21 protein-coding genes and 4 pseudogenes are annotated in these 22,389 nt (G+C 59.2%); 10 read left to right on the forward strand and 15 right to left on the reverse strand.

Features of this window, described 5'->3' with window-relative positions; translation table 11 throughout:
• Window positions 1-4 precede the first annotated feature (4 nt).
• The gene (locus EXE51_RS08495; protein WP_137692467.1) at window positions 5-286 is read left to right on the forward strand and encodes a hypothetical protein; all 282 of its coding nucleotides are present in this window, start codon (window positions 5-7) and stop codon (window positions 284-286) included.
• A 172-nt stretch (window positions 287-458) separates the two neighbouring features.
• Here the strand turns inward: EXE51_RS08495 and EXE51_RS08500 are convergent, their stop codons facing one another.
• Window positions 459-1,019, reverse strand: a complete 561-nt coding sequence (locus tag EXE51_RS08500) for a TATA-box-binding protein (RefSeq protein WP_137692468.1) — start codon at window positions 1,017-1,019, stop codon at window positions 459-461.
• A 76-nt stretch (window positions 1,020-1,095) separates the two neighbouring features.
• Window positions 1,096-1,263: a DUF1931 domain-containing protein gene (locus EXE51_RS08505; RefSeq protein WP_137692469.1), complete on the reverse strand. Its 168-nt coding sequence runs from the start codon at window positions 1,261-1,263 to the stop codon at window positions 1,096-1,098.
• Between the two features lie 130 nt (window positions 1,264-1,393).
• Here EXE51_RS08505 and EXE51_RS08510 point away from each other — a divergent pair, with 130 nt between their 5' ends.
• From EXE51_RS08510 to EXE51_RS08540, 7 genes and pseudogenes are all read left to right on the forward strand, one after another.
• Complete coding sequence (locus EXE51_RS08510) at window positions 1,394-1,687, forward strand: PadR family transcriptional regulator (protein ID WP_137692470.1); 294 nt, start codon at window positions 1,394-1,396, stop codon at window positions 1,685-1,687.
• A gap of 126 nt (window positions 1,688-1,813) precedes the next feature.
• Window positions 1,814-2,239: pseudogene (locus EXE51_RS08515) on the forward strand (transposase); the annotation flags it as partial.
• 302 nt (window positions 2,240-2,541) lie between these two features.
• Window positions 2,542-2,994 (forward strand): annotated as a pseudogene (locus EXE51_RS08520) (IS1595 family transposase); the annotation flags it as partial.
• 70 nt (window positions 2,995-3,064) lie between these two features.
• Entirely contained in the window at window positions 3,065-3,286 is a 222-nt protein-coding gene (locus tag EXE51_RS08525) for a hypothetical protein (RefSeq protein WP_137692471.1), read from the forward strand.
• Window positions 3,256-4,400: pseudogene (locus EXE51_RS08530) on the forward strand (ISH3 family transposase). The gene EXE51_RS08525 and the pseudogene EXE51_RS08530 overlap by 31 nt, the downstream one beginning before the upstream one ends.
• A 1,500-nt stretch (window positions 4,401-5,900) precedes the next feature.
• Window positions 5,901-6,701 carry a ParA family protein gene (locus EXE51_RS08535; protein WP_137692473.1) on the forward strand — a complete coding sequence of 267 codons (801 nt, stop codon included), beginning with the start codon at window positions 5,901-5,903 and terminating at the stop codon, window positions 6,699-6,701.
• On the forward strand, window positions 6,698-7,261 hold the full coding sequence (locus tag EXE51_RS08540) for a hypothetical protein (protein ID WP_137692474.1): 564 nt from the start codon (window positions 6,698-6,700) through the stop codon (window positions 7,259-7,261). The genes EXE51_RS08535 and EXE51_RS08540 overlap by 4 nt, the downstream gene beginning before the upstream one ends.
• A 114-nt stretch (window positions 7,262-7,375) precedes the next feature.
• Here EXE51_RS08540 and EXE51_RS08545 read toward each other — a convergent pair.
• The 3 genes and pseudogenes from EXE51_RS08545 to EXE51_RS08555 all read right to left on the reverse strand — a co-directional run.
• A pseudogene (locus EXE51_RS08545) lies at window positions 7,376-7,630 on the reverse strand (integrase); the annotation flags it as partial.
• A 562-nt stretch (window positions 7,631-8,192) separates the two neighbouring features.
• Window positions 8,193-9,497 carry a site-specific recombinase gene (locus EXE51_RS08550; protein ID WP_137692475.1) on the reverse strand — a complete coding sequence of 435 codons (1,305 nt, stop codon included), beginning with the start codon at window positions 9,495-9,497 and terminating at the stop codon, window positions 8,193-8,195.
• The gene (locus EXE51_RS08555) at window positions 9,494-10,822 is read right to left on the reverse strand and encodes an NAD(P)/FAD-dependent oxidoreductase (protein ID WP_394348084.1); all 1,329 of its coding nucleotides are present in this window, start codon (window positions 10,820-10,822) and stop codon (window positions 9,494-9,496) included. Before EXE51_RS08555 ends, EXE51_RS08550 begins: the two co-directional genes overlap by 4 nt.
• A gap of 52 nt (window positions 10,823-10,874) precedes the next feature.
• On the opposite strand from EXE51_RS08555, the gene EXE51_RS08560 reads away from it, so the two are divergent.
• Window positions 10,875-12,161, forward strand: coding sequence for a GTP-binding protein (locus EXE51_RS08560; protein WP_137692476.1), 1,287 nt, complete (start codon window positions 10,875-10,877; stop codon window positions 12,159-12,161).
• Between the two features lie 2 nt (window positions 12,162-12,163).
• Window positions 12,164-12,430, forward strand: a complete 267-nt coding sequence (locus EXE51_RS08565) for a hypothetical protein (protein ID WP_137692477.1) — start codon at window positions 12,164-12,166, stop codon at window positions 12,428-12,430.
• Between the two features lie 333 nt (window positions 12,431-12,763).
• Here EXE51_RS08565 and EXE51_RS08570 read toward each other — a convergent pair whose 3' ends face one another.
• From EXE51_RS08570 to EXE51_RS08615, 10 genes are all read right to left on the reverse strand, one after another.
• Window positions 12,764-13,147 (reverse strand): hypothetical protein, encoded by a 384-nt coding sequence (locus EXE51_RS08570; RefSeq protein ID WP_137692478.1) that lies wholly within the window; start codon window positions 13,145-13,147, stop codon window positions 12,764-12,766.
• Between the two features lies 1 nt (window position 13,148).
• Window positions 13,149-14,441, reverse strand: coding sequence for an FAD/NAD(P)-binding protein (locus tag EXE51_RS08575; RefSeq protein ID WP_241990611.1), 1,293 nt, complete (start codon window positions 14,439-14,441; stop codon window positions 13,149-13,151).
• Window positions 14,438-15,496, reverse strand: a complete 1,059-nt coding sequence (locus EXE51_RS08580; RefSeq protein WP_137692479.1) for a metal ABC transporter permease — start codon at window positions 15,494-15,496, stop codon at window positions 14,438-14,440. The genes EXE51_RS08575 and EXE51_RS08580 overlap by 4 nt, the downstream gene beginning before the upstream one ends.
• Window positions 15,493-16,269, reverse strand: a complete 777-nt coding sequence (locus EXE51_RS08585; RefSeq protein ID WP_137692480.1) for a metal ABC transporter ATP-binding protein — start codon at window positions 16,267-16,269, stop codon at window positions 15,493-15,495. The genes EXE51_RS08580 and EXE51_RS08585 overlap by 4 nt, the downstream gene beginning before the upstream one ends.
• On the reverse strand, window positions 16,266-16,487 hold the full coding sequence (locus EXE51_RS08590; protein WP_137692481.1) for a hypothetical protein: 222 nt from the start codon (window positions 16,485-16,487) through the stop codon (window positions 16,266-16,268). Before EXE51_RS08590 ends, EXE51_RS08585 begins: the two co-directional genes overlap by 4 nt.
• Window positions 16,484-18,079: a metal ABC transporter substrate-binding protein gene (locus EXE51_RS08595; protein WP_137692482.1), complete on the reverse strand. Its 1,596-nt coding sequence runs from the start codon at window positions 18,077-18,079 to the stop codon at window positions 16,484-16,486. Before EXE51_RS08595 ends, EXE51_RS08590 begins: the two co-directional genes overlap by 4 nt.
• 400 nt (window positions 18,080-18,479) lie before the next feature.
• Window positions 18,480-19,145 (reverse strand): cobalt-factor II C(20)-methyltransferase, encoded by a 666-nt coding sequence (locus EXE51_RS08600; RefSeq protein WP_137692483.1) that lies wholly within the window; start codon window positions 19,143-19,145, stop codon window positions 18,480-18,482.
• Window positions 19,146-19,187: 42 nt separating this feature from the next.
• Complete coding sequence (locus EXE51_RS08605; RefSeq protein ID WP_137692484.1) at window positions 19,188-19,772, reverse strand: molybdenum cofactor biosynthesis protein B; 585 nt, start codon at window positions 19,770-19,772, stop codon at window positions 19,188-19,190.
• A complete protein-coding gene (locus tag EXE51_RS08610; RefSeq protein WP_137692485.1) occupies window positions 19,769-21,100 on the reverse strand; it encodes a GTP-binding protein in 1,332 nt (443 codons plus the stop codon). Before EXE51_RS08610 ends, EXE51_RS08605 begins: the two co-directional genes overlap by 4 nt.
• Window positions 21,100-22,317, reverse strand: coding sequence for a GTP-binding protein (locus EXE51_RS08615; RefSeq protein ID WP_137692486.1), 1,218 nt, complete (start codon window positions 22,315-22,317; stop codon window positions 21,100-21,102). Before EXE51_RS08615 ends, EXE51_RS08610 begins: the two co-directional genes overlap by 1 nt.
• Between the last annotated feature and the right edge of the window lie 72 nt (window positions 22,318-22,389).

Genomic DNA, 22,389 nt, shown 5'->3' on the forward strand with positions numbered 1-22,389 from the left:
TAAATTGGTCTTGTTCGTCTCCTTCGCGAAATCCGATCTCGAGGTTCGGACGTGGCCGCCGGAGAGCCCCGGCATCGATGCCTTCGGTCTCGATCCCGAGCGCGTTCAGGTCCTCCTCGAGAAGCGAAAGCACATCGCCGCCACGATTATCGACGAGTGCTACCCGACGAGCGAGGGGGACATCCCCTTCGAGAAGTGCAACTGCTGGCTCTGCGAGAAGGAGTCCCTTCGCTTCGACCACCTCCAGATGCTAACCCCACCTCCGCCCTCGACGGACCCCCAGTAGAAGCCGATGATACAGCGGACGTCGAAGCCGCCGAGGACGATAACACCGAGGACGCTACGAATTGTAGTGGGACTTCTCAGTCCACCGCTGACGCCTGATCACTGTCTTTCTCCGCTCTCGTTACCTCCTGTATTCGGCGGACCGCTTCGATAAATGCTCTCGAGAAATCAAATTAGCCTAGTAACCCGAGATCATTGAGCTGATCTTCGATTTTTATCAGGGCTTCTTCTGCGTCATCGAGTTTCGTTCCCCCAGTGATAACGAGTTTTCCACTCCCAAAGAGGAGTGCGACGACGTCCGGGTCATCAAGTCGGTAGACAAGCCCCGGAAACTGTTCAGGTTCGTATTCGACGCTTTCGAGCCCTAAGCCGATAGCGATGGCGTTCAAATTGAGCGTGTTGTCGAGATCTCCGCTTGAGACAATATTCTGAATCTCAATCTCTGGCGAGGCTGCGACATTGACGCCCAATTCGCGGAGTTCGTCGAAGACGTGCTTAAGTGTAGTCGTCACGTCATCAACGCTGTTTGCTCCCGTACAGACGGCTTTTCCCGAGCGGAAGATGAGTGCCGTAGCTTTGGGATCGTACATCCGATAGATGAGTCCCGGGAAGTTATCCGGATCGTAGTCGGTCGCTCCTAAGTCCCTGGAGAGCGTTTCGAGGTCGAGTTCTTGACCGATGTCGGACGAGGAAACGACATTCTCGACTTGAATGGACTCCGTTGGCGTACTCATAGAGATACCTACCAGTCACAAGCAGCTTAAAACAAGGAGTGAATTCGAGCAGCGCGGTTGGTACTTTTTGGGTGAGTTAGAGGTCGCTGGGCTGGACAGTCTTTCGGTCGTTTGCCTCAGCACGCTGGGCGGCCTCGTCGATTAGCTCAGTAACTTCGTCGTCGAGTGCCTCGTAGAAATCTGCCGCAACGTTGTGGTCATCGAGTGCTTCCTTCACAGCCGATTTGACAATTAGGTCTGCCATACACCCCAGTTGTTCTCTCGTCCTCTGTATAAATATACAGATATCTGACTCGGCTCCTGTAGGGAGGGCTCACGGCCATCCTTAGGGCAACAGACGTATTCAATAGTACTACGTATCAAGTAGCGGGACGATGTACGACCTGACTGGATTCCAGCGGGATCTCCTGTACGTGATCACTGGCCTTGATGAGCCCCACGGACTCCCCATCAAGGAGGAACTCGAAGATTACTATGAGAAAGAGATCCATCACGGCCGACTCTACCCGAATCTCGACACACTTGTTGAGAAGGGACGTGTCGAGAAAGGCGAGAAAGATCGGCGAACAAACGTCTATACGCTCACGCGTCGTGGCCGTCGTGAACTTGAAGCTCGACGCGAGTGGGAGTACCAGTACGTCGAACCCGCGGAGTCAGCTTCTGTATAGATACGCTTAGACAGTCAATCCGACCTATCGAACGACGCTCTTGGGTAGAGGATTGTTGGTCAGTTCTCAGCAGTAGCTGGAAGTCACAGCAGGCAAGGGTGACGCGACCGCGTCACCCGACGAACGATGTTCCCTATCAAGACGTTCGTCTCGGAGCGTCGCGCCGCGAACCTGCTGGAACAGGTTCGCTGGCGCGACGGCGTCTATTGCCCGCGCTGCCGTGGCGAATCTGTGATTCGGTACGGCAGCTATCGGGTGTTTCAGCGGTATCTCTGTAAGGATTGCGACCGCACGTTCAACGGTCAAACCGGCACGATCTTCGAACATTCTGCGGTAGCACTCAGAAAATGGTTTCTCGCGGTCTACACGTATATCCGCTTCAACACGAGTCTCAGGCAGCTAGACGTAGAGATTGACGTTTCCTACAAGACGATCTACCGGCGCGTCCAGCGCTTCCTGCGAGCGCTGGACGCGCCTCGGATCCATCTCAAAGGCCCCGTTGAGATCGACGAATTCTACGTGAAGGCGGGGCTCAAAGGCCGCGAGCGCGACCATAATGGCTTAGAAAAGGTTTGCAAGCTAATCTTCGAGAGAGAAATAATGCTCTGAGAACGGCGTGCACCAGGTGCACGTCGATTTAAGCAAGTCTAAGGTTTACTGTATCTTTTACCGTAATTTCTTCCGAGTGGATCACCGGGGCTTGAATTAGGCCGGTAAACACGCGAATTCGTCGGTTTTGGATGGGGGAATATAAACCCCGTTCACCATTTTCACGTCTTCTGTGAGTCGGCAGTAACAGCCTTCTAGCCCCAGAATTCTGAGCTAGCTTTCAGATCGCGTCTGGATCATTACAGTCGCGCTCGCGTGGCCTGTCCACGCGTGGACGTGGCACGTTCGCTGAGGACAAGCCTCCTGTATTTGTTCTCGCAGATCGTGGCAGCGGTGAGCGATACGTGGTCCCGGCGAAAACCGCGACCGAATCACGGATTCGACTCCTGCTGGCCGACCGCCAGCAGGAGTCGTTGACCGTCTATACTGACGGTTTTCGGGCGTATGAACCGCTTGAGGAGGACGACGCATTCACTCGTGAATACGTCGTCCACGGTGACGGTGAGTACGTTGATGGAGACGTTCACGTGAACACCTGTGAGAGCCACGCGTCGCTGGCGCGACGGTGGCTCTCACCGCATCGAGGCGTCTCTAAAGACAGACTCACACCATATCTCCGAGCGTTTCAGCTCCGTCGTGAAGTGCTCCGAAAACCGGGGAAAGAAGCACTCAAAACCATCCTCGAAACTGCGCTATGACTCACCAACAATCTCCGCCACAAGAGCGATCGAACGAAGTTTAATTCCCTCCATATTTACATCCATTCTGATGGACGACGAGGCGTTCTTCGAACAGCTACGGTCAATCTGTTCAGACGCAGTTGAAGCATACCGGGCGGAGTACCCGGATGCACCTCCTCTAACCGAGTCACTCCAACAGGATCTCGATGGCCCCCTCGCCAGCGAGGTTAACCTCAGTCGATCACATCGAGTTAGAGGAAGCGTCTGCTTGGAGAGGGTGTGGAAAAACCCCAAGCAGACAGCAAGATAGAGGAAGAGCACCTGCTTAATTTTGTCGTCAACAGCCTCGACGAAGAGCTTGCGATAGATCTCGGTGAGGATGTCAAGGTCACGACCGAGACATTGTACGAGGTCCTCGCCGGCGCTAGCGCCGGCGGGACCTCGATCAACCACGTTTGCGAAACGACAGACGACTCGCCACACGCCAATACCGTCCGTGGCCATCTCACTGACCAGTTTGAGCTTGACTCCGTTGAGGAAGTTGGCGATATGCTACTTCAGCGAGATACACTCGAGACGCTTCCAGATCGACCGGTGGAGGTCTGTGCAGACCTCCACCTCGATCCCTACTACGGTGATGAAGACGAGACAGAGGCGCTGTACTCCTCGCAGGCGAAACGCGGAACCACAACGTTTCACGCGTACGCGACGCTGTACGTGCGAGTACGCAACAAACGGTACACTCTGGCGGTGCGCCAGCTGGTCGCTGGCGACACCACCAGCGATGTCCTCGCTGAGTTTCTCGAGCTGCTCGACGGCCTTGACCTCGGCGTCAAGGCCGTCTACCTCGATCGCGGATTCTACAACAGTACCTGCCTCAAACTGCTGTACGCGCACAACTACGCCTACGCGATGCCGATCATCAAGTGGGGTGAGACGATTCAACAAGAGCTCAACACAGGGTGGAGCCGCGAGATCGAACACGATCTCGCCGGCGAGGTAACGTTCCCTGTGTTCATCGACTGCGTCTACCAGCAAGGACGATACGACGAACACGGGGTGGCGCGTCACGGCTACGCCGCTGACGCGCCGTTTATCGACACACCGCAAGATGCCCGAGAGCACTACAGCAAGCGCTTCGGCATCGAATCAAGCTACCGCTTAGCCAAGCAGAGCCCCGCGTTCACCAGTTCTCAGGACGCTGGGCTGCGGCTAGTGATGTTTGTCGTGAGCCTATTGCTTCAGAACAGCTGGCGGTATTCCATTGGAGGTACGTGGCGGCGCCCCGCCGCGGGGGGCGCCGCCTCTGGAGATGGCCGTTCACGGAGTTCTGTGAGATGGTGCTGCGAGCAGCTTGGACAGCCCTTGGCGTCCGGAGGGCTGTCCCAGCGAATCAACCACTTGACGACCGGTTCTTCCGGTAGCTGTCCACCACTCAGGACAGCGGTCGTGAGTGACAACGCCGCCGCGTCGGCGGCAAATCGCCGCCGACGGCGGCTCCGAGCTATCGAGACTCACCGTTTGTGTCATCTTGAGAGCTGACCAGACATCGAAAACACAGATTCACGCTCTACTGGAGCGATTAGGGAGCTCTCGATGTGATCGACTGAACCTCCACGAATGCTTTGATGAACTCACGCGATTCTACGATGACCTCCTCAATGTCGACTCTACACCGTACCGTGAAACGTGGCGCGAGCATCTCGTCTATGACTGTTCGCGACGCGAACGTCTCGCACTTCTCACGAGCGACTTGCCGGAGTCATTAACACTCGTGTTTATCGGTGGACGGTATTCCGCCCGGACAGGCTGGATTGGCGTAAGCCCAAATCCCCTCCCCGAAGCGACGACGTACGCATATTTAGCGTCAGAGTTGTGCCACGCCTATCAGCATCGGTTCGACTCTCCAACGTGGGCTCATCCATACCAACAGGAAGGTTTCGAACAGGCTGTGTCAGTCCGCGCGCAAGCACATCTCGCCACCAAACTGCAGTATAACTCGCAGGCCCACCTCGCAGAGAGACAGTATACGAAGGCGCTCTTAGAGGGCGTTCTCGCCCACGGGACCCGTCGGGGCGGGATCGTACCGGTAACCGTTCGCGAACTCGGTGTTACTGAGGAGGAACTGTCCGCCCTTCGAGCTCACCCTCTGTGGCGGCCTTTGGGATTCCTTCATCCACGATATCGTTGGAGTAATATTGCATTTTTCCCCGAATATGCCCTCTTTGGCTCATTACTACTCGTGAGTGAGACAGTAGACGTATCGGCCACCTACGCCCGGGCATTCCACGGCGACCACCCGTGGACGTCAGTTATCGACGAAATCACCGCATCAACACCCAGCTGGCTCTGGCGGCTCTATCACCGATAGGTTAGCACAGCGAACACACCCAACACGCCAACCACGTTGCCACACTAAGTGCCCGCAACGACGCGAAAGCTTACACATCCGCAACTGAGTCACACTGAGATGGATTCGGTCCTCCAAGATACTCCTCTCGACAGCAAGGCGTCCCTGTCACTGAACCCGAAGCCGATCTTCCCAGCAAGAATATCCACCGCGTCCCATCCCACCCAATCCGAGCATCCGCCTACAGTCGCAGCGATCCTCGGCCGCTGTCCCCTTCAGACACATCAGATACCGCAGTGATCACAGAACCGATACTACAATCAGTTACATCAGTTGCCTCAGATATAACAGATACATCAGAAAGTGAGGCCGGCCACCGATTTTAGAAAACAGATCTTCTCAGATGCTTCAGATATCTCAGATACATCAGTTCACTACTTGCGCACCATCCCTCAGTTACGTCAGATACCGAGTAGACGCGCATAGAGTTAGCCACCTCAGTTTTCTCAGATACGTCAGATATAGAAGGTACGTCTGACAAACAATTATATCAGACGCCTCAGATACATAGGACATGACGCAGATAATCGCCATCTCAAATCAAGCAGGTGGAGTCGGAAAGACCACTACCACTATCAACCTCGGTGGTGCTCTCGCGAACCAAGGCCACGATGTCCTCCTCATCGATGCCGACCCCCAGGGAACCCTCACTGAAGGCACGGGCTTCCGTGACCTCTACGATCAGAAGATTCCGTCTCTCCACCAGGTGATGGTTGATCCGACACGCACCGAGGAGATCAACGACATCATCAAGCATCACGACGAATTCGATGTCATTCCGTCCAACAAGGCAATGGACGGGCTGAAGGATATGCTCGTCACGCAGGTCGCAAACAGCGAAATGCGGCTCAAAATCGCTGTCGACGGGCTCGACCACGACTACGACTTCATCCTTATCGACTGCCCACCCGATCTCAGCCAAATCCTCGATAATGCTCTCCTCACGGCCGAACAAGTCCTTATTCCCGTTGAGCCAACCCGACGGTCCATCCGTGCTATCGAGAAAATGAACGAGGAAATCGCCTACCTCTCAAATAGTTTCCCTGGCCAGATCGACACCATCGACATTCTCGGGATTGTCATCAACGCCGTCGAGAGCGTCCAGAATAACGATACCAAGCAGATGATTGAGTTCTTCAATGACGCTCCCTATGATGTCTTCGAGGTGCCTGATCGCGTCGCTATCCGGCGTGCCTGGAACAACGGTATCTCCATCTTTACCCACGAAGACGACGCAAAGACCGAGGACGCACGCGAGGCCTATACCGAGATCGCGAAAATGCTCGAACGTCATACGACGGAGGTAGAAGCATGAGTAGCAACGACGGGGACGACGACCTCGAGGAGCGGAAGGGCGACGTTTGGAGTATGGACGAAGTTCGGAGCGGTGGTGCAGAAACCTCAGAAACCTCAGACACCTCAGATACAGCCGACGAGGAATCGACGGCCACCGCGTCCGACACCACAGAATCCACAGAGGTCTCAGAGACTTCAGACACCTCAGATACATCTGACGACGAATCATCGTCCACCACACCCGATCCCCAAGATTCCGAAGACACGACAGATACCTCAGATACGACAGATACGAAGAGTGAGATCGACGACTCCGCTGTTGAAGCCGATGGAGAGACCGTCCGGCAGATGGCACTCGACGCAGACGCAAAGGAGATCGTAGTTCGCGACCTCCACAACGTGAATGTCTACCTCTACGAGAGCGTTTACCAGGAGATGCGGGTGAAGTACAAGGAGCTCGATACCGAGTACTTCGCTACACACGGCGACGATCTCTCGAAGAACAAGAACTTCTTCAACGCCGTCTTCCGGGCTGGACTACAAAGCCCCCAACTGAAAGAAGAACTCGAGATCGACTGATCGTCGCCGGCACTCCAATCATCCCAAGAATCACGAGAGAAAGCCAGTATTCTCCTGTTTCTCGTCTCTACCACCCCCAATCACTACATCATCACCCAGCTGTGTTCTCTGCGAACCGCCAAGGTCCGCCCGCATCTCCTCCCGGCGATGCCGACGCTTCTCTGCCTCCGAGAGGTAGTTATCCAAGACAACCTCCGCCGACTTCGATCCCTGCTCTTCAGCGACATCTGCAAACCGCTCAGCCACCCGATACACCGCCTCTCCATACGCTGTATACCAGTATCGTCGCCCCGTCTTCGGCGTCGGAACCTCCCCATCGACAGTCACTCCAGCGCGTTCTGCGAGGTCCTTGAATCGATGCCGGATCGTTGACGTCGACAGGTACCTTCACTCTGCTGTCGGCAACGGAAACACATGGCCTATCTAGCCGTCGTCTGCCATTCGTCTTTAGTTAAGCCTGATAGTAATATTCTCTTGTAGTATTATGTCTATTAGTATTGGGAAGTACTAATTGAACGAGCTAAACACCGTACCCCTGAAACCAAGCAATAAAGCAACCCTAGAAACAAGGTTTTCTCGCCGTAGCGGGAGTAAATCGACAGAATTCGAGCGGAAACTGGGCCTAGGTAGTATTACTGAGAGTATTAACTAAAGACGGATGGCCGTCGTCTGCTTCCTCAGTGACGGCGTCGATTTGCTCGAACACGTGCTTGAGACTGTGAGGAGTGCGACCGTCCCGGGTCCATTCTTCGGCTTACTCCCAAATTCGATGTACGGCCCGGCCTCTGTATCGTCCTCTAGTGGGTCGAAGACCACCTGGTCGACGTGGAGCGACGCAACCTCACTCGATCGAATCCCCCAACTAGCGTGTCATAGAATAGTCCGCATATCTGTCTACGTATTCGAAGTTAGCAGCTCTAAGATCGTACTGCTACTGGTCACTTACCCGCTGGTCCGTCTGTGAGAATGCCTCGGTCGCCATGTCGGCCCGTTCGGCCGCCTCGATATGCTGGTACGCCTCACGGACCTGTTCCTCACTGTTGTCGAGATACCGAGCAGCAGCGGCGTAGCCGAACTGCCGAACGAGGACCTCACCGACGCCCCGTCGCCCACCGTGCAGTTCGAGATAGTCGCCATCAAGTGAGAGGTCCAGCTCGTCGCGACGCTCCGCGAGCGCGTCGTGGGTCCAGAGCCGCTCCATAATTGACCGCCCGCCGTCAGTGGTGAGCGGCTTCGGCGCATCGAGGTCGTGCTCGGCGGCGACAATCAGGTCGGGAGCGCCCGCTCGAACGCGCTCGATCGCGTCGTCGTCGTCGAGGCCGGCGTCAGCAAGCCCACTGGTGACGTGCGAGGCGAGCGAGGGTCGGTGGAGCGTCGTGAACACCGGCCACGAGTCCGGCACCTCCAGCACCTCGGCGTACCGTTTCAGCGGCGCAATGACGGGTTCGGGGAGCGATGCTTCCTTCCACTCGCGACTCTTCCGAAACACGGTGACGCTGCTGTCCGCGAACGACACGTCACGCCAGCGGACGCCGTCGCGCCCCTCACGATCCTCCTTTGGCGCGGAAAGGAACTCTGAGCCGCGCAGGCCCGTATAGGCGACAACGTACACGAGCGCCTGTTCGCGACACCGCTGGTACGCCTTGAACCGTGCCCGCTGTTTGGCCTGCCACAGCTCACTCTCAGGGTCACCGCGATCAGTGTGGGGAACTTCGATCGCACCGAGTTCGTCGAACGCCTCAGAGACCCGCCGGTCGACGAACTGCGTGACCAGGTCACGATGGATTGGTTCCCACGCCTGCTGGTCACCTGGACGTCGACCGTCGTTCTCGGGCAGCGGGTCCTCGGCGTCCGACTCGCGGGCGTAGTGGCGCGGGAGATACCCCTGTGCGTGCGCCCAGCCGCACCACGACGCGATATGCGCGTAGTAGGTGAGCACTGTGCTAGCGGCGTAGCCGGCGGTCGAGAGGTACCGCGCGTAGTCCGAGAAGACCGTCGTGTCGAGGTCCGCGAACCGAACGGTGTCGCCGTCGACGACGCCGGCCCACGACTCTGCCGGCGACGCGTTCGCGGAGTCGGCAGTCTTCCCAAGACACCAGCGCCGGAATCGATTCAGCTCGCGTTCACCATCCGTTCGATACGCACCCTCCTCGCCGGCGTCGCCTTTCCCCTTGTCCGTGAGGTACTTCGTGAACGTGTCCTCGATCGGCGTCTCGACGGACCGACGACCCGTCATCGGGCCTCCGGAGTGTGGGGGTTGTGCCGTCGAATCACCGCTCTAGAGGCGTCGATCCGGCTGGAGCGACTGTGTCGGGAAGCGTCGGCCATAATTCTGAACCTGCCTCGTTTGGGGCCACGGGTGGGGGTCACTAAGAGTTTACTCTGTCTTACCGAGATAAGACAAAGTAACCTATCTTCCGTAGTTTGCCTGGTTGTGAACGCAGATCGCCAGAATTCTGGTGAGAGAGCGCTTGTAAACCGGTTGGGGGCTTTAGTATATCGCATAGCGCTATACATAATCCGAACAAAATTCTGACCTTTGAAAACAATAAAACAGAACTTCTGGCCGTTGTGCGCGACCTGTGGACCGGCAAGGAACAGGCCGGGGGTGGTGGTCGACTCGTCCCGTTCGGTCAGCTGGGGCTGACCATTCTCGAACTCGAAGTATTCGTCGACAAGACCGAGTCCACTCTCGAATCCAGTCGCGAGCACTGGCCGATTCCGTGTGTTAAACGACGCTCCGTCGGTACCAATTACGTCGAACGTCCCGTCCTCGACGTCGACGCGCCTGACTCGGATTCCGTCTTCGAGGGCGATCGGTGCGTCGTGTTCGAATGCGTCCTGCAACCGTTGGCTCGTATAGGGGGAGAGGACTTCGCTCGGATCTGGTCCCCGGAACTGCCACGGCCCGTCCTCGTCGACGACGAACACTTCGTGACCCAGGTCGGCGAGTGCGAGTGCCGCGTCGACACCGCTTTCGTACCCGCCGACGACCACGATGGGGTCCTCGACACACTCGTCGGCGAACGCACTCCAGGACTCGACTCGGGAGTTGTGGACGCAGTGATTCGCGCCGGGGAACGGGTCGTCGTTCGGTTGCCCGAACTGCCCGGCTGCCCAGATGACGAATCGACTGTGGATGACGCCAGTAGACGTGTGGAGTATGAATCCGTCGTCGTGTCGTTGTACCGACTCCACTTCGACACCGGTTCGGACGGGTAAGTCGTGAAACTCGACGACTCCCTGGAGATATTCGGCGTACTCTGCGCCGGTCGGGTGTTCACGGTCGAGCGCAAATGCGGGTGAAGTGTCGGTGGTGACGGCGTTGAGGTCGCGGCAGCCGAAGCTGTTGCTGGGAAACGATGGCGTGATGAGGCGCATCTCTTCTGGCCACTGTTGGAACGACGCCCCGACTTCGCCTCGCTCGAGGATGGCGTAGGAGTCGAGACCCAGATCCGCGAGGACGGCCCCAAGACCGACACCTGCGGCACCTGCCCCGACAATCGATACGTCGAGCGACTCGTGTTTACGGGCTTCTTCGGATGTCACTGTTAACAACATAGGGTAGTAGATAGCCAATTATAAATAATATACGCTCCAGTATTAATAACAGATGAGTCGAGAGACGATTCCCGTCACTGTGCTGAGCGGCAACCTCGGCGCGGGGAAGACCACCGTGCTGAACAACCTCCTGAACACGCGAACGGACCTGGACGTCGCGGTCCTCGTCAACGACATGGGCGAGGTGAACGTCGACGCCGAGCGCGTCGCCGAACACTCGGACATCTCGGAGAACGACGAGGACCTGATCGAACTGTCGAACGGCTGTATCTGCTGTGAGCTACGCGGCGACCTGCTGGACGCGCTCGCGAAGCTCGCACAGGCCCGCGAGTTTGATTACTTGGTCATCGAATCGACCGGCGTCGCCGAACCGTTGCCCGTCGCCCAGACGCTCACCATGGGATTCGATCAAGGAGACCTCGATCCCACGGAGTTCTACGAGGAGACCGGCATCGAAGTGATGGACTACTACGAACTCGACACGACCGTCACTGTGGTCGACGCCCACCAGTTCTGGACAACGTTCGATTCGAAGGAATCGCTGATGGACGGCGACACCGAGAAGGACCTCGGAAGCCTCTTGATCGAACAGATCGAGTTCTGTGACGTCCTGTTGTTGAACAAGTGCGACCTCGTCGACGAGGAGACGCTCGGCGAGATCGAAGAGATGATCGAGGTGCTGCAACCGCGCGCGGAGATCATCCGAACCGAACACGGCGCGGTCGATCCCGGCGAGATCCTCGACACGGGACGGTTCGACTTCGAAGCGGCGAGCCAGTCTGCGGGGTGGTTACGGGAACTCCAGCAGCCGCACGAGTCCGCCGAAGAGGAACACGGCGTCACGTCGTTTGTCTACACGTCGCGCCGTCCGTTCCACCCCGAGCGGTTCGCCGATCTGCTCGACTCGTTCCCCGCGAACGTCGTCCGCTCGAAGGGGCACTTCTGGCTGGCGGGTCGCGAAGAAATAGCACTCGGATTGAACGTCGCGGGACGGTCGATCCGAGTTGGGTCGGCTGGTAATTGGATTGCGATGCTGCCGGAGAACGAGCGCGAGAGCTACTTCGAGGCCAATCCGGAGCTCGAAGAGATATGGGACAACAAGTGGGGTGACAGGGGGACTCAGCTCGTGCTCATCGGTACGGACATGGACCACGACGCGCTCCGCACCGACCTCGATGCGGCCCTGCTGACCGACGAGGAAATGGACGCCGACTGGACCGCCTTCGACGACCGGTTCCCGACGTGGGACGACGGAGACTCCGCCACACCTGAAGAGGGGACCGAGGAGCCGACCGAGACGACCGACGACGGCGCCGAAGAGGTCGGCCTCGCGGACTGACGATGTCCTCGCCACGATCCCTCTTCCGGACTGTCGTCAACAAGAACGCACCGCACGAGACCCGTAAAGCGGCGATCGACGAGCTTGCCGAGCTAGACGCGACGACACAGCTTCGCGTGATCGTCGTCGCAGACGGCCTGAACGGGTCGTTCCGCCGGAATGCGTTGAACGCGCTCGGTCGATGCCGGGCTACGACAGAACTCGGTGCGCTGGTCGACGACGCAAGCTTACCGACAGCGCTCCGAGAGCGGGCGGACCAGCTTCGCTAGCGCTCGGTTCGGTTCGTTGGGTTTCGTTCTGAGCACGGTGGTTAGTTAGTGAGCGGTCCAAGTTAATATTCTAAAGCAGTCAACACAGACCATTTCTTAATAACATTATTGTATATGTGCCCCCGAGTTGTTAATGTAATGTCGTACACCTGCTCCAACTGCGATGCACAGTTCCAGAGCGCTGCCGGCGTGACCCAGCACGTTGCGCTTCACCACAACACGTGTGCCGAGTGTAACGAGGAGTTTGAGGAGACCGACGCCCTACGCGACCACATCCACGAGAATCACTGAGCGAGCGGCTCGTCACGAGTTCGCTGGAACTCCACTTCTCTGTCAGGGCCAATCATCGTCGGCTGTTGACACACTCTCAAGCTGCCAGCCTGCGGCCTTTGCAGCCTCCGTCACCGACTGGTAGGCCCAGTCGGGTACCGTCCCTATCACCCCGGCGGTCTCGTCTGTCCCGACGAGCACGTACCGTTCCGTCTCGAAGTGACCGCGAACCGCCGACAACGCCTCCGCTATCGAACGTGGTCCGGACAGGAACTCTTGGTGGTATTCGGCCTCTCGCACCCGTCGCCGTTCGATGTACGACGGCTCCGAGGAGACGATCCCGACGTGGCTGGTCCAAGTGGTGGCGTCTTCGAGAGCGTGAGCGGGCCGTGCGAGTCGATCGAGTGCGCCAAGCGAGACGGCAAGCGTGAGATCGGCCGAAGCCACGTCAGGACCCTCCTCGAGAGCTCATCGGGAGCGGGTCTGTCCGCGCCTGATCTGGTGGGTCGAGAATCCGTTCCGCGGCCCGACTGGCACCGACGATATTGCGAGCGAAGGGACCGACGCTGGGCTCCGCGAGCGCGCCCGAAACGTACACCTCGGAGTCGGCGCCGTCGGTGTGTCTCCACGCGAGGGTTCGATCGCTGAGAACGGGGAATCCTTCGGCTCCACGTGCAAGCGACAGAGATTCGCTGAGGCGGCCGACCAGCGGCTGCTCGGGAACCGGTTCGAGTCCGGTCGCGAGGACGACGCGTGCGGCCGTCGCTCTCGTGCCGTCGTCGAAGCGGAGGGACAGTCCCTCGTCTGTCGCGTTCGCAGACGTGATTTCGCCTTGCCGGTGTTCAAGCGCACCACCGTCACGCGCTTCGGCCAGTCGTCGCTCAACGTACGGTGGGATCGTGGCGTCGTTGCGGACGGCCCGGATCCGATTGAGACGGGCCTCCGATCCCGGAGGGAGTGTGTGGATTTCTTTGCCGATGTGACGCCAGTTGATCCAGTACGGGTCGGCCTCGGTCAGTTCGATTTCGAGTTCGTGACGCGACAGGAGTGTCACCGCGGTCCATTCTGCTAGACGGCAGGCGAGGTGCCCGGCAGTGATACCCCCTCCGACGACGAACGTTTGCCCCTCGAACGGGCTAGGCGTCGCTGGATCGAACGCTTCGTCCCAGACGTGTTCGAGGGGCGCGTCGTCCGGGAGCGACGCCGTCCACTCTGGGAGCGTCGGCGTCGCCCCTAGCCCGACGGCCAAGACGACGCGGTGGGCCTCAATCGCTCCCGCGTCCGTTTCCACCAGATACGTCTCTGTGCCCGCAGACTGGGTAACATCGGTTACCTTCGACCGATGATGACAGTCGGAGAGATCACGGCGCTCGATAACGTCGCGAGCGTGGTCGAGAAACAGGCCGAGAGTCGGTCGGTCCGGGTAGTTCTTCGTCGACACGAGTTCGTTCGCTCGGTGGTGTCCTTCTGCGAACGACTCGAGCGAGAACGACTCGGTGTCGATGTGGTGGACGAACGTCGATCGGAGGGTCTCCATGCCGCACTGATTGGCCTTCTTGGCGAACGAAGCGAGTAACTCCTCGCGCGGGTCGAGGATCCGAATCTCGTCGCGCGTGTATTCACCCTCCGTAATGAGGTGGTTTGCGAGGCAAGTGCCGTGAATTCCGCCGCCAACAATCACGTACTCGTAGGGGGAATCACCACTCAGTGGGTGATCAGCGGTCAACCTACCGACTGTCACTCTCGTTTTCCTCCGTCGACTTCCAGTTCTTTTCGGTGGTGCTTGGACTGACGATCACTGAACCGTTGTACGATCGGGAGCCGATACCCCAACTTTCGACTACTAAGCGCGACGGTGTACACGGCAATCGCCGCGACGACGATCGAGCCGCCGGCCGCAATTCCGTAGACGTACGACAGCGTCACACCGGCTATCGCCGCGAACTCGGCGGCGAGGATCGCCAGCAAGATAGATTGCTTGAAGCTCTCGGCGACTTGCGCCGCAGCAGCGACGGGAACGACGAGCATCGCAGCGACGAGGATGACGCCCATGATCTGCATCGCGCTGACGACGACTAGCGCCGTGAGCACGACCATGAGGCGTTTGTACAGGCGGACGTTCAGTCGCGCCGCGCGGGCAGCCGTCGCGTCGAACGTGACGTACAAGAGTGGCCGATAGGCCAGCGTGACGAGGCTACCGACGAGGACACTCATTAACACGAGGATACCGACGCTCTCAGTCGAGACAGTCGCCAAACTGCCGAACAAGTAGGCGTCGATACCGACCGCGATGCCGCCGTCGGTGGCAGTGATGAGGATACTGCCGACGGCGAACCCTCCTGTCAGAACAATCGCCAGTGACGTGTCGCTGTACGCTCCGGCGTGTTCGACGAGCAACTCTACGAGTAGCGCCGTGACGATTGCGACCACGAATGCGGTGAGCAGCGGCGACAGCGTGAGCGAGAAGGCCGAATTGAGGAACAACCCGACGGCGACGCCGGCAAAGGCTGTGTGTGCGAGCGTATCGCTGATCATCGCCATCTCTCGATGAACGAGGAACGTCCCGACGACCGGCCCAATGAGAGCGATACACAACGCAGCGAGGTAGGCACGTTGCATATACGGGTATTCGAGCATCGGTACGCCCAGCAGGTCGGCCAACACGTCCATTCCGGGACCGAAGACGTAATTGAGGAACCACTCGATAGGGGCGAAGACGTTGACAGCAAAAAGCGGAGCCGCTATCACGTTGTCGAGTGGAACACTCTCTCCGAGGCGACGTAGTGTGAACATCATTTGTGGTCGTGCTGGAGGATGTGTTGGTCTTTCCCATAGGCCTGCGAGAGGGCATCAGTCTCGACGAACTCCTCCGGGTCGCCGTCGAAGAACAACTGACGGTTGAGACAGGCGACATCCGTCGCGTGTGTGGTAACGACACCGATGTCGTGCTCGATCAGGATGACGGTCAGTCCGGTCGCGTTCAGGTCATGGATGAGGCCGTAAAACTCCTCCCTGGATTCGGCATCCACGCCGACCGTCGGTTCGTCGAGCGCGAGCAGATCGGCCTCTGAGGCGAGCGCACGGGCGATGAACACCCGTTGGCGTTGGCCACCGGACAGTCGACCGACCCGGCGAGACGCGAGGTCTGTGATTCCCACCTGTTCCAGCGCGTCTTCGATCGCTTGCCGGTCCGCTGCCGAGAATCGACCGAAAAGCCGCCGCGGGTACCGCCCCATCTCGACAACCTCTCGAACCGTGATCGGCATATCGCGCGCCGCCTTCGTCGCATCCTGTGCGACGTATCCGATCCGCTCACCGGCGTCGAACTTGTGGGCAGATTCGCCGAACAGCGACACCGTGCCTTCGTCTGGTCGACGAAGTCCGAGCATCAAGTCAAGCAGCGTGCTCTTGCCGCTTCCGTTCGGCCCGACCAGTCCGAGAAAGGAGCCGGGCTCGACGTCGATCGACACCGACTCGAGAACCGGGACCTCTCCGTAGCCAAACGTGACGTCGTCGACGCTGATGAGGGGGTCCCCCGACTGTTGCCGCTCCATCGTTGCTGTCGTCATCGGTAGTCGTCGAGGTCGACGAACGAGTTGCCGTACGCCGTAATCCAGGTTGTTGTCCGATACGGAACAGCCACGTCTGGCGGATAAATCGTACAGACAGGTCTCTCCGCAGGGCCGACGACCAATGCCATCAGTCCCGAACGAGGGCTCTCGGATGGGCCGGGCTCGGCGTTCCCGTCCCACTTCGGTTCCGTGTCGCCAGACGTGGTGTCGCTCATTCTGCGTCGAGGGCCTGCTTCAGGGTCTCGAGATTGATGTTTTCCATGATCTCAATGTAGCCCCAGCCCTCATCGGCCCACTCTTGGGTCTGTCCAGGGATCGGCGTCAGCGGGAGGACTTCGGTGGCGTCGGTCTCTGCGACGAGCTGGTTCGCCGCTGTCTGGGATTCGAGCGGGTCAGCACAGACGTACTGGAGGTCGTGTTCGGCGATGATCTCCTGGGCCCGTTCGATATCCCTCGGCGTCGGCTGGTCGTCCGGTGACAGTCCCGTCAGCGTCCGGACCTCGAAGTCGTAGCGCTGACCGAGGTACTGGAAGGCGTTGTGACCAGCGACGAACACGACGTCTTTCGAGGCGCCCTCTAGCGTGGACCGGAACGACTCGTCGAGTTCGTCCAGACGATTACGGTACGACTCGGCGTTCTCGGCGTAGGCACTGGCGTTGTCGCCGTCGACGTCGACGAACCCGCTCCGGATGTTGTCGACGGCCTGCTTCGCTCGCTCGGGGTCTAACCAGAAGTGCGGGTCCGCTCCGCCGGAGTGGTTGTGGCCGTGCCCCTCCTCGCCTTCGTGATCGGCTTCTCCCTCGTGCTCGCCTTCGTGTTCTTCACCACTCTCGTGGCCGTGTTCACCCTCATGCTCGCCATCGCCCTCGTGCCCGTGTCCGCCCGCACTCTCAGTCACTTCGGGCTCGATGACCGACCCACTGCCGTCGGTGAGCGTCGCGTCGAACTCAGCGGGAGCGTGCTGGGCAAAGAAGACATAGTGACCCTCTGTTTCGGTGTCGAGGGAGAACGTCGTCTCACCGGAGTCCGCGAACTGGAGGTGATAGAGTGACTCACTGGACGGCGTGAGTGTCTCGCCGCCTTCGACCGGTGTGTGCGTGTCGTGGTCGCCGTAGAGGGCTGCCGCAGTTTCCTTGACGTGGTGAATGCCGTGGTCGCCACCCTCGTCGGTCGCGATGACGGCGAGCTGCATCTTCGGATCGGGGCCCTCGTGGAACGTGTGCGTGTAGGTGCCAGCTTCGAGGTGGTAGAGGCCAGCCCACTCCCAAGGAGTCTCTCCACCGTGATCGTGTTCTCCTTCGCCGTCGTGGCCTTCCTCGTGTTCCCCCTCGTGACCTTCCTCGTGTTCGCCCTCATGATCTCCTTCGTGACCGTGATCGTGGTTATGTCCGCCTTCAAGAAGGTTGATACCAGCACCGGCAGCGACCATGTCGACGTCAGCGTCGTCGTCACCGAGACTCGTCACGAGGTCGTCAGCCCACGGCTGGAATCCCTCCATCCCGTAGAGGAAGAGGTCAGATTCGAGGACTGTTCCCTGGATCTGTGGCCCCGGTTCCCACCCATGGCCGTGTTGGCCGATCGGGACGAGCGTCTCTGCGGTCGCGGTGTCGCCTGCAACCTGGCTGGCTAAGTCACCGAATACGAAGAACGAAGACTGGGCTTCCGGCCCGGTATTCTCTGTCGCTGTTGAGCCGTCATTCTCCGCCGCGCCGGAGTCGCCGTTGTTCGATGTACAGCCCGCGAGCGCACCGATGGTTGCCGTACCGAGTCCAGCTACGATGAGTCGACGTCGAGTGTATCGAGGCATCTGTTGATAACATTAGCAAATTAGATAATAAAGACTGTGATTTTAGCCAGTCAAGTTAATAAGAATCACTAACCAAAATCTGAGTTTAGTAACTGGTGTCGTGGTAACTAATGCGAGTCGTAGAATTGCTAATTATTGCTACCTCGAAATCCGTATTACACAACCCCGAGAATGGTGCTAACAGGCTTTTCCTACTCGCATCCCGATGAATGGATGTAATGTGCCACTGTTTCAGCGACCTAGCCGAGATGAGTGATGAAGAGCGTACGGAAATCCTCAGCGAACACTCGACCAAAGAACTTCGCGCGGAATACTCCACGGAAGAACTAGAAACCCTCGGCGTTATCGCCTGAGGCTAGTTCACGTTGGTCTTACCCGGACGACCGACACCGTCCGCTCGTCATTTAGACCTAGTCGCCTCCTGTTTCTCTGCGTACGCGAGCGTGTAGTAGTCTCGATCCGTCACCTCACCGGGGTCGTCGGTAACAAGAGTTTCTTGAGTATTCATGAAGAGTCGCCGGCCGAATGTCACCTCGTACCCCGCTTCGGTCATCTTGTCGTAGGTCGTCGGCGCGTCGGTCACTTTGAACAGGATCAACCGATTCGGACCGATCGGTGCTTCTCCGTCGGTCGCCTCGCGGAGCGTCAGTTCAGCACCAGCGTCGATGTCGACCCCGAGGACTGAAGCGAACGCAGTCACACTGCTGACACCCGGAACGACTTCGATGTCGACGCTGGGATGCTGCTCGCGAAGCGTCCGACGCAGGTGTCCGAACGTCGAGTAGATACAGGGATCGCCGAGCGTGACGAACGCCGCGTCGGCGTCGCGCGCGTTCGGCGCGACTTCCGCGGCCGCCGCCTCCCACGCCGCCTCCAGCTCTTGGGGGTCGGTCGTCATCGGGAACTCGAGGTCACCCAGTTTCGAGTCGGGAACGTACTCGGTCGCGACGCGCCGTGACAGTCGTCCGGGTGAGTAGACGATGTCGGCCGATTCGAGCCGTCGCTTGCCGCGAACCGTGAGCAGGTCAGTCGCGCCCGGCCCCAGTCCAATTCCGTAGAGCGTCATCGTTGCTGCTCCCTCGGTAAGCTTGGGGCTCCGCGCACTTGCTCACCCATCGATCTCACCGACTGTGTGTCGCGTCGCGAGCCCGGCGAGATGCGGGGCCTCTTCGACGATGATCTCGGCCGTGGCGAGTTCAACGGCGTTTACGCTTCCGGGCAGCACGAACACTGGGACGTCGCGGGCGATACCCGCCGTCGCGCGGGTCGCGACGACGCGGGTTCCGACCTCCTCCCACGAGAGCCGCCTGAACGCCTCGCCGAAGCCTGGTAGCTCGCGGTCGAAGAGCTCGCTCACCGCGTCCGGACTGACGTCGTCGACAGTGACTCCCGTCCCGCCGGTAGTTACGACAAGGTCAACGTCCGACCGATCCAGACACCCGCTCACAGTGGTCTTAATCCGGACGTAGTCGTCCGGAACCGTCCGGCGTGACGTGACGACGTGACCCGCGTCGACGAGAGTGTTCGCGACGGCGTCACCGCCGGGATCGGTCGGGTCTGCTTCCGTGGCGGTTCCTCGGGACGACGAGACGGTCACGATTGCGACACCGAGTGGATCAACGCAGTCGTGACCGTCTTCGTCCGTCGTCCGTCGGTCCGCCGCCGACGGGAGCTCCGAGTGATTCCCGGTCACTGTCCCTCACCGACCACGAGACGCTGTTCCATCGGTGGCTGAGACCGGTCCATCGTCCCCGGAAACGGATTCTCGAGTTCGTCCCAGTTCCCCGCCATCTCCGGTTCTGAGAGGAGACAGTCGTCAAGGGCGGCGGCGATGGCCGAGTCGTCCATTCCAGCGCCGATGAAGACGAGCTTTATTTCACGGTCTCCCCACTGTTCGTCCCAGTGGAGATCCGGTCGTGACTCACGGTAGGAATCACGCTGGAACTTTGGGACCGTGACCGCCCATCGGCCGTTGACTTCGACGTGCGTCTGCGTACCCGCTTGGCTCAAGTCCAGCGCGTATCGCTCGCGTCCAGCGACCCACAGGTGTCCTTTCGCCCGGACGACGGACTCGGGGAACGAGCGGAGCCACTCGTTGAACCGTTCCGGGTGAAATGGCCGGTGGCGCTCGTAGACGAAGGAGCCGACACCGAACTCCTCCGGCGGGTGACGGTGATCGTGGTCGTCACCCTGACCATCGTGGGTACCGTCGTGACCGTTGTCACGCTCGGAACCCTCATCGTGACTATGACCGCCACCGTGGTCCATCTCTGCTGATTCCGGATCTCCGGTCCCTCCGTGGTCGCTCGAGAGCACCTGCTTCCACCGAGCGGACCCCTTCGCTTGTTCTCTGTCGAATCGTCCAGTTCCGAGAACGTCGTCGGGTTCGACGGCGCTCTCGGTCGTGCGGGTGATGTCGACTTCGGGGTGGAGCGTTTCGAGTACGCGTTCGACCGCCTCACGTTCGTCTTCCGTGACGAGGTCACACTTGTTGAGGACAAGTACGTCGCAAAACTCGACCTGCTCGGCGAGGAGGTCCGAAAGCGGCCGGGAGCCGTCATCCGTCGACTTGATCGGACGACCGTCGACGAACGCCTGATGGAACTGTGCGGCGTCGACCACCGTGACGGTCGTATCGAGATCGTACAGCGTCGACGCACGTGCGGGCGAGACGAACCGCTGGGCGATGGGGACCGGATCGCTGATCCCCGAGGCTTCGATGACTAGATAATCGAACTCCTCGTCGAAGGCCAGACGCAGCAGCTCCTGGTCCAGTTCATTCTGGAGGCCGCAACAGATACAGCCGTTCGACAGCTCCGTGACGCCGCCGTCTTCCAGCGAGAGCTCAGAGCCGTTCTCGATGAGGTTGGCGTCGACGTTTACTTCGCCGACGTCGTTGACGAGAACGGCGATATCGTACTCCTCGCCGCCGACGGTAAGGAGGTGGTTGAGCAGGGTCGTCTTTCCGGCGCCGAGCCCGCCACTCAGGATCGTGACCGGGGGTTGCTCGTCGACGGCCATCAGTCGTCAGCCAGTGCGAGTTCGCGCTGTTCGTCGGCGGTGAACGGATCCGGATACTCGTTCCAGTCCTCCTCCATTTCTCCGTCTGAGAGGACACAATCTTCCAGTCGCTCGATCAGTATCTCCTGATCAAATTCGCGGCCGATGAATACGAGCTCTGATCCCCGGTCTCCCCACTGGTCGTCCCAGTCCTCTTTGATGCCGGGACGGGCGGCGAAGTAGCGCTCCTGTTGGGCCTTTGGGAGCGTGGCGATCCACGTCCCTTTCGGACCGGCCCGAACCGACTTGCCCGCTTTGTCGAGACCCATCGCGATGTCTTCGCGACCGGCGGACCAGAAGAAGCCCTTCGCGCGAACGATGCCATCGGGGAGGTCGGCGAAGAAGCGAGCGATCCGCTCGGGGTGGAACGGTCGGCGGGATTCGAAGACGAACGAGGTGACCCCGTGTTCGTCGGCGGCCGACTCGTGGTGATGGCCGTGCTGGAGTTCACGCTTCCATCCGGCGGACTGACTTGCGCGATCGAAGTCGAACCGACCCGTATTCAGGATCTCTCTGGGGTCTATTGCCCCGTGTTCTGTTCGGACAATATTTGCTCGCGGTTGGAGCGCCCGTAACACTGCCTCTATCTCTTCAAGTTCATCGTCGGGGACGAGATCGCACTTGTTCAACAAGAGGACGTCGCAGAACTCGATCTGATCCATCAGCGCCTCCTCGGGGACGCGATTCCCTTGTGGATCGATGGAGTCATCGGTGAGGGCCTGACCGGAATCAAACCCCTTCCAGAAGCTGTGCGCGTCAACGACGCTGACCATTGTATCGAGTTCGTAGACCCCCGTAGGGTCGAAATCCGCGTCTTCGAACCCGCGAGCAAACGTCTGTGCGACCGGAATCGGTTCGCTGATCCCAGACGACTCCACGAGGAGGTACTCGAAGTCTCGCTCTTCAGCTAATCGGCCTACCTCGTCAAGCATGTCCCCGCGAAGCCGACAACAGATACACCCGTTCGACATCTCGATGATTTCATCGTCGTTCTGGGTAAGATCCGACTCGCGTTCGACGAGGTCGGCGTCAACGTTCACTTCGCCCATATCGTTTACTAAAACGGCGGCGTTGAGTTCCTGTCCGCTACTAAGAATGTGGTTGAGCGTCGTCGTCTTGCCAGCTCCGAGGCTTCCGCTGAGAATCGTTACCGGGATCGGGTCGTTGTTGGACGGCATACTCTAATTATGAATCTGCTACACTAAAATACTAATTATTATGGTTATACTCTATCGTCATAACAGAAACTA

Source organism: Halorubrum sp. CGM5_25_10-8B (genome assembly GCF_005435095.1).
Classification (GTDB): domain Archaea; phylum Halobacteriota; class Halobacteria; order Halobacteriales; family Haloferacaceae; genus Halorubrum; species Halorubrum ezzemoulense.

Bases quoted from the DNA above. Each gene is read 5' to 3' on its own strand.
- EXE51_RS08500 (WP_137692468.1), bottom strand. From the start codon at position 1,019: ATGAGTACGCCAACGGAGTCCATTCAAGTCGAGAATGTCGTTTCCTCG.
- EXE51_RS08505 (WP_137692469.1), bottom strand. From the start codon at position 1,263: ATGGCAGACCTAATTGTCAAATCGGCTGTGAAGGAAGCACTCGATGAC.
- EXE51_RS08510 (WP_137692470.1), top strand. From the start codon at position 1,394: ATGTACGACCTGACTGGATTCCAGCGGGATCTCCTGTACGTGATCACT.
- EXE51_RS08525 (WP_137692471.1), top strand. From the start codon at position 3,065: ATGGACGACGAGGCGTTCTTCGAACAGCTACGGTCAATCTGTTCAGAC.
- EXE51_RS08535 (WP_137692473.1), top strand. From the start codon at position 5,901: ATGACGCAGATAATCGCCATCTCAAATCAAGCAGGTGGAGTCGGAAAG.
- EXE51_RS08540 (WP_137692474.1), top strand. From the start codon at position 6,698: ATGAGTAGCAACGACGGGGACGACGACCTCGAGGAGCGGAAGGGCGAC.
- EXE51_RS08550 (WP_137692475.1), bottom strand. From the start codon at position 9,497: ATGACGGGTCGTCGGTCCGTCGAGACGCCGATCGAGGACACGTTCACG.
- EXE51_RS08555 (WP_394348084.1), bottom strand. From the start codon at position 10,822: ATGTTGTTAACAGTGACATCCGAAGAAGCCCGTAAACACGAGTCGCTC.
- EXE51_RS08560 (WP_137692476.1), top strand. From the start codon at position 10,875: ATGAGTCGAGAGACGATTCCCGTCACTGTGCTGAGCGGCAACCTCGGC.
- EXE51_RS08565 (WP_137692477.1), top strand. From the start codon at position 12,164: ATGTCCTCGCCACGATCCCTCTTCCGGACTGTCGTCAACAAGAACGCA.
- EXE51_RS08580 (WP_137692479.1), bottom strand. From the start codon at position 15,496: ATGATGTTCACACTACGTCGCCTCGGAGAGAGTGTTCCACTCGACAAC.
- EXE51_RS08585 (WP_137692480.1), bottom strand. From the start codon at position 16,269: ATGACGACAGCAACGATGGAGCGGCAACAGTCGGGGGACCCCCTCATC.
- EXE51_RS08590 (WP_137692481.1), bottom strand. From the start codon at position 16,487: ATGAGCGACACCACGTCTGGCGACACGGAACCGAAGTGGGACGGGAAC.
- EXE51_RS08595 (WP_137692482.1), bottom strand. From the start codon at position 18,079: ATGCCTCGATACACTCGACGTCGACTCATCGTAGCTGGACTCGGTACG.
- EXE51_RS08600 (WP_137692483.1), bottom strand. From the start codon at position 19,145: ATGACGCTCTACGGAATTGGACTGGGGCCGGGCGCGACTGACCTGCTC.
- EXE51_RS08610 (WP_137692485.1), bottom strand. From the start codon at position 21,100: ATGGCCGTCGACGAGCAACCCCCGGTCACGATCCTGAGTGGCGGGCTC.
- EXE51_RS08615 (WP_137692486.1), bottom strand. From the start codon at position 22,317: ATGCCGTCCAACAACGACCCGATCCCGGTAACGATTCTCAGCGGAAGC.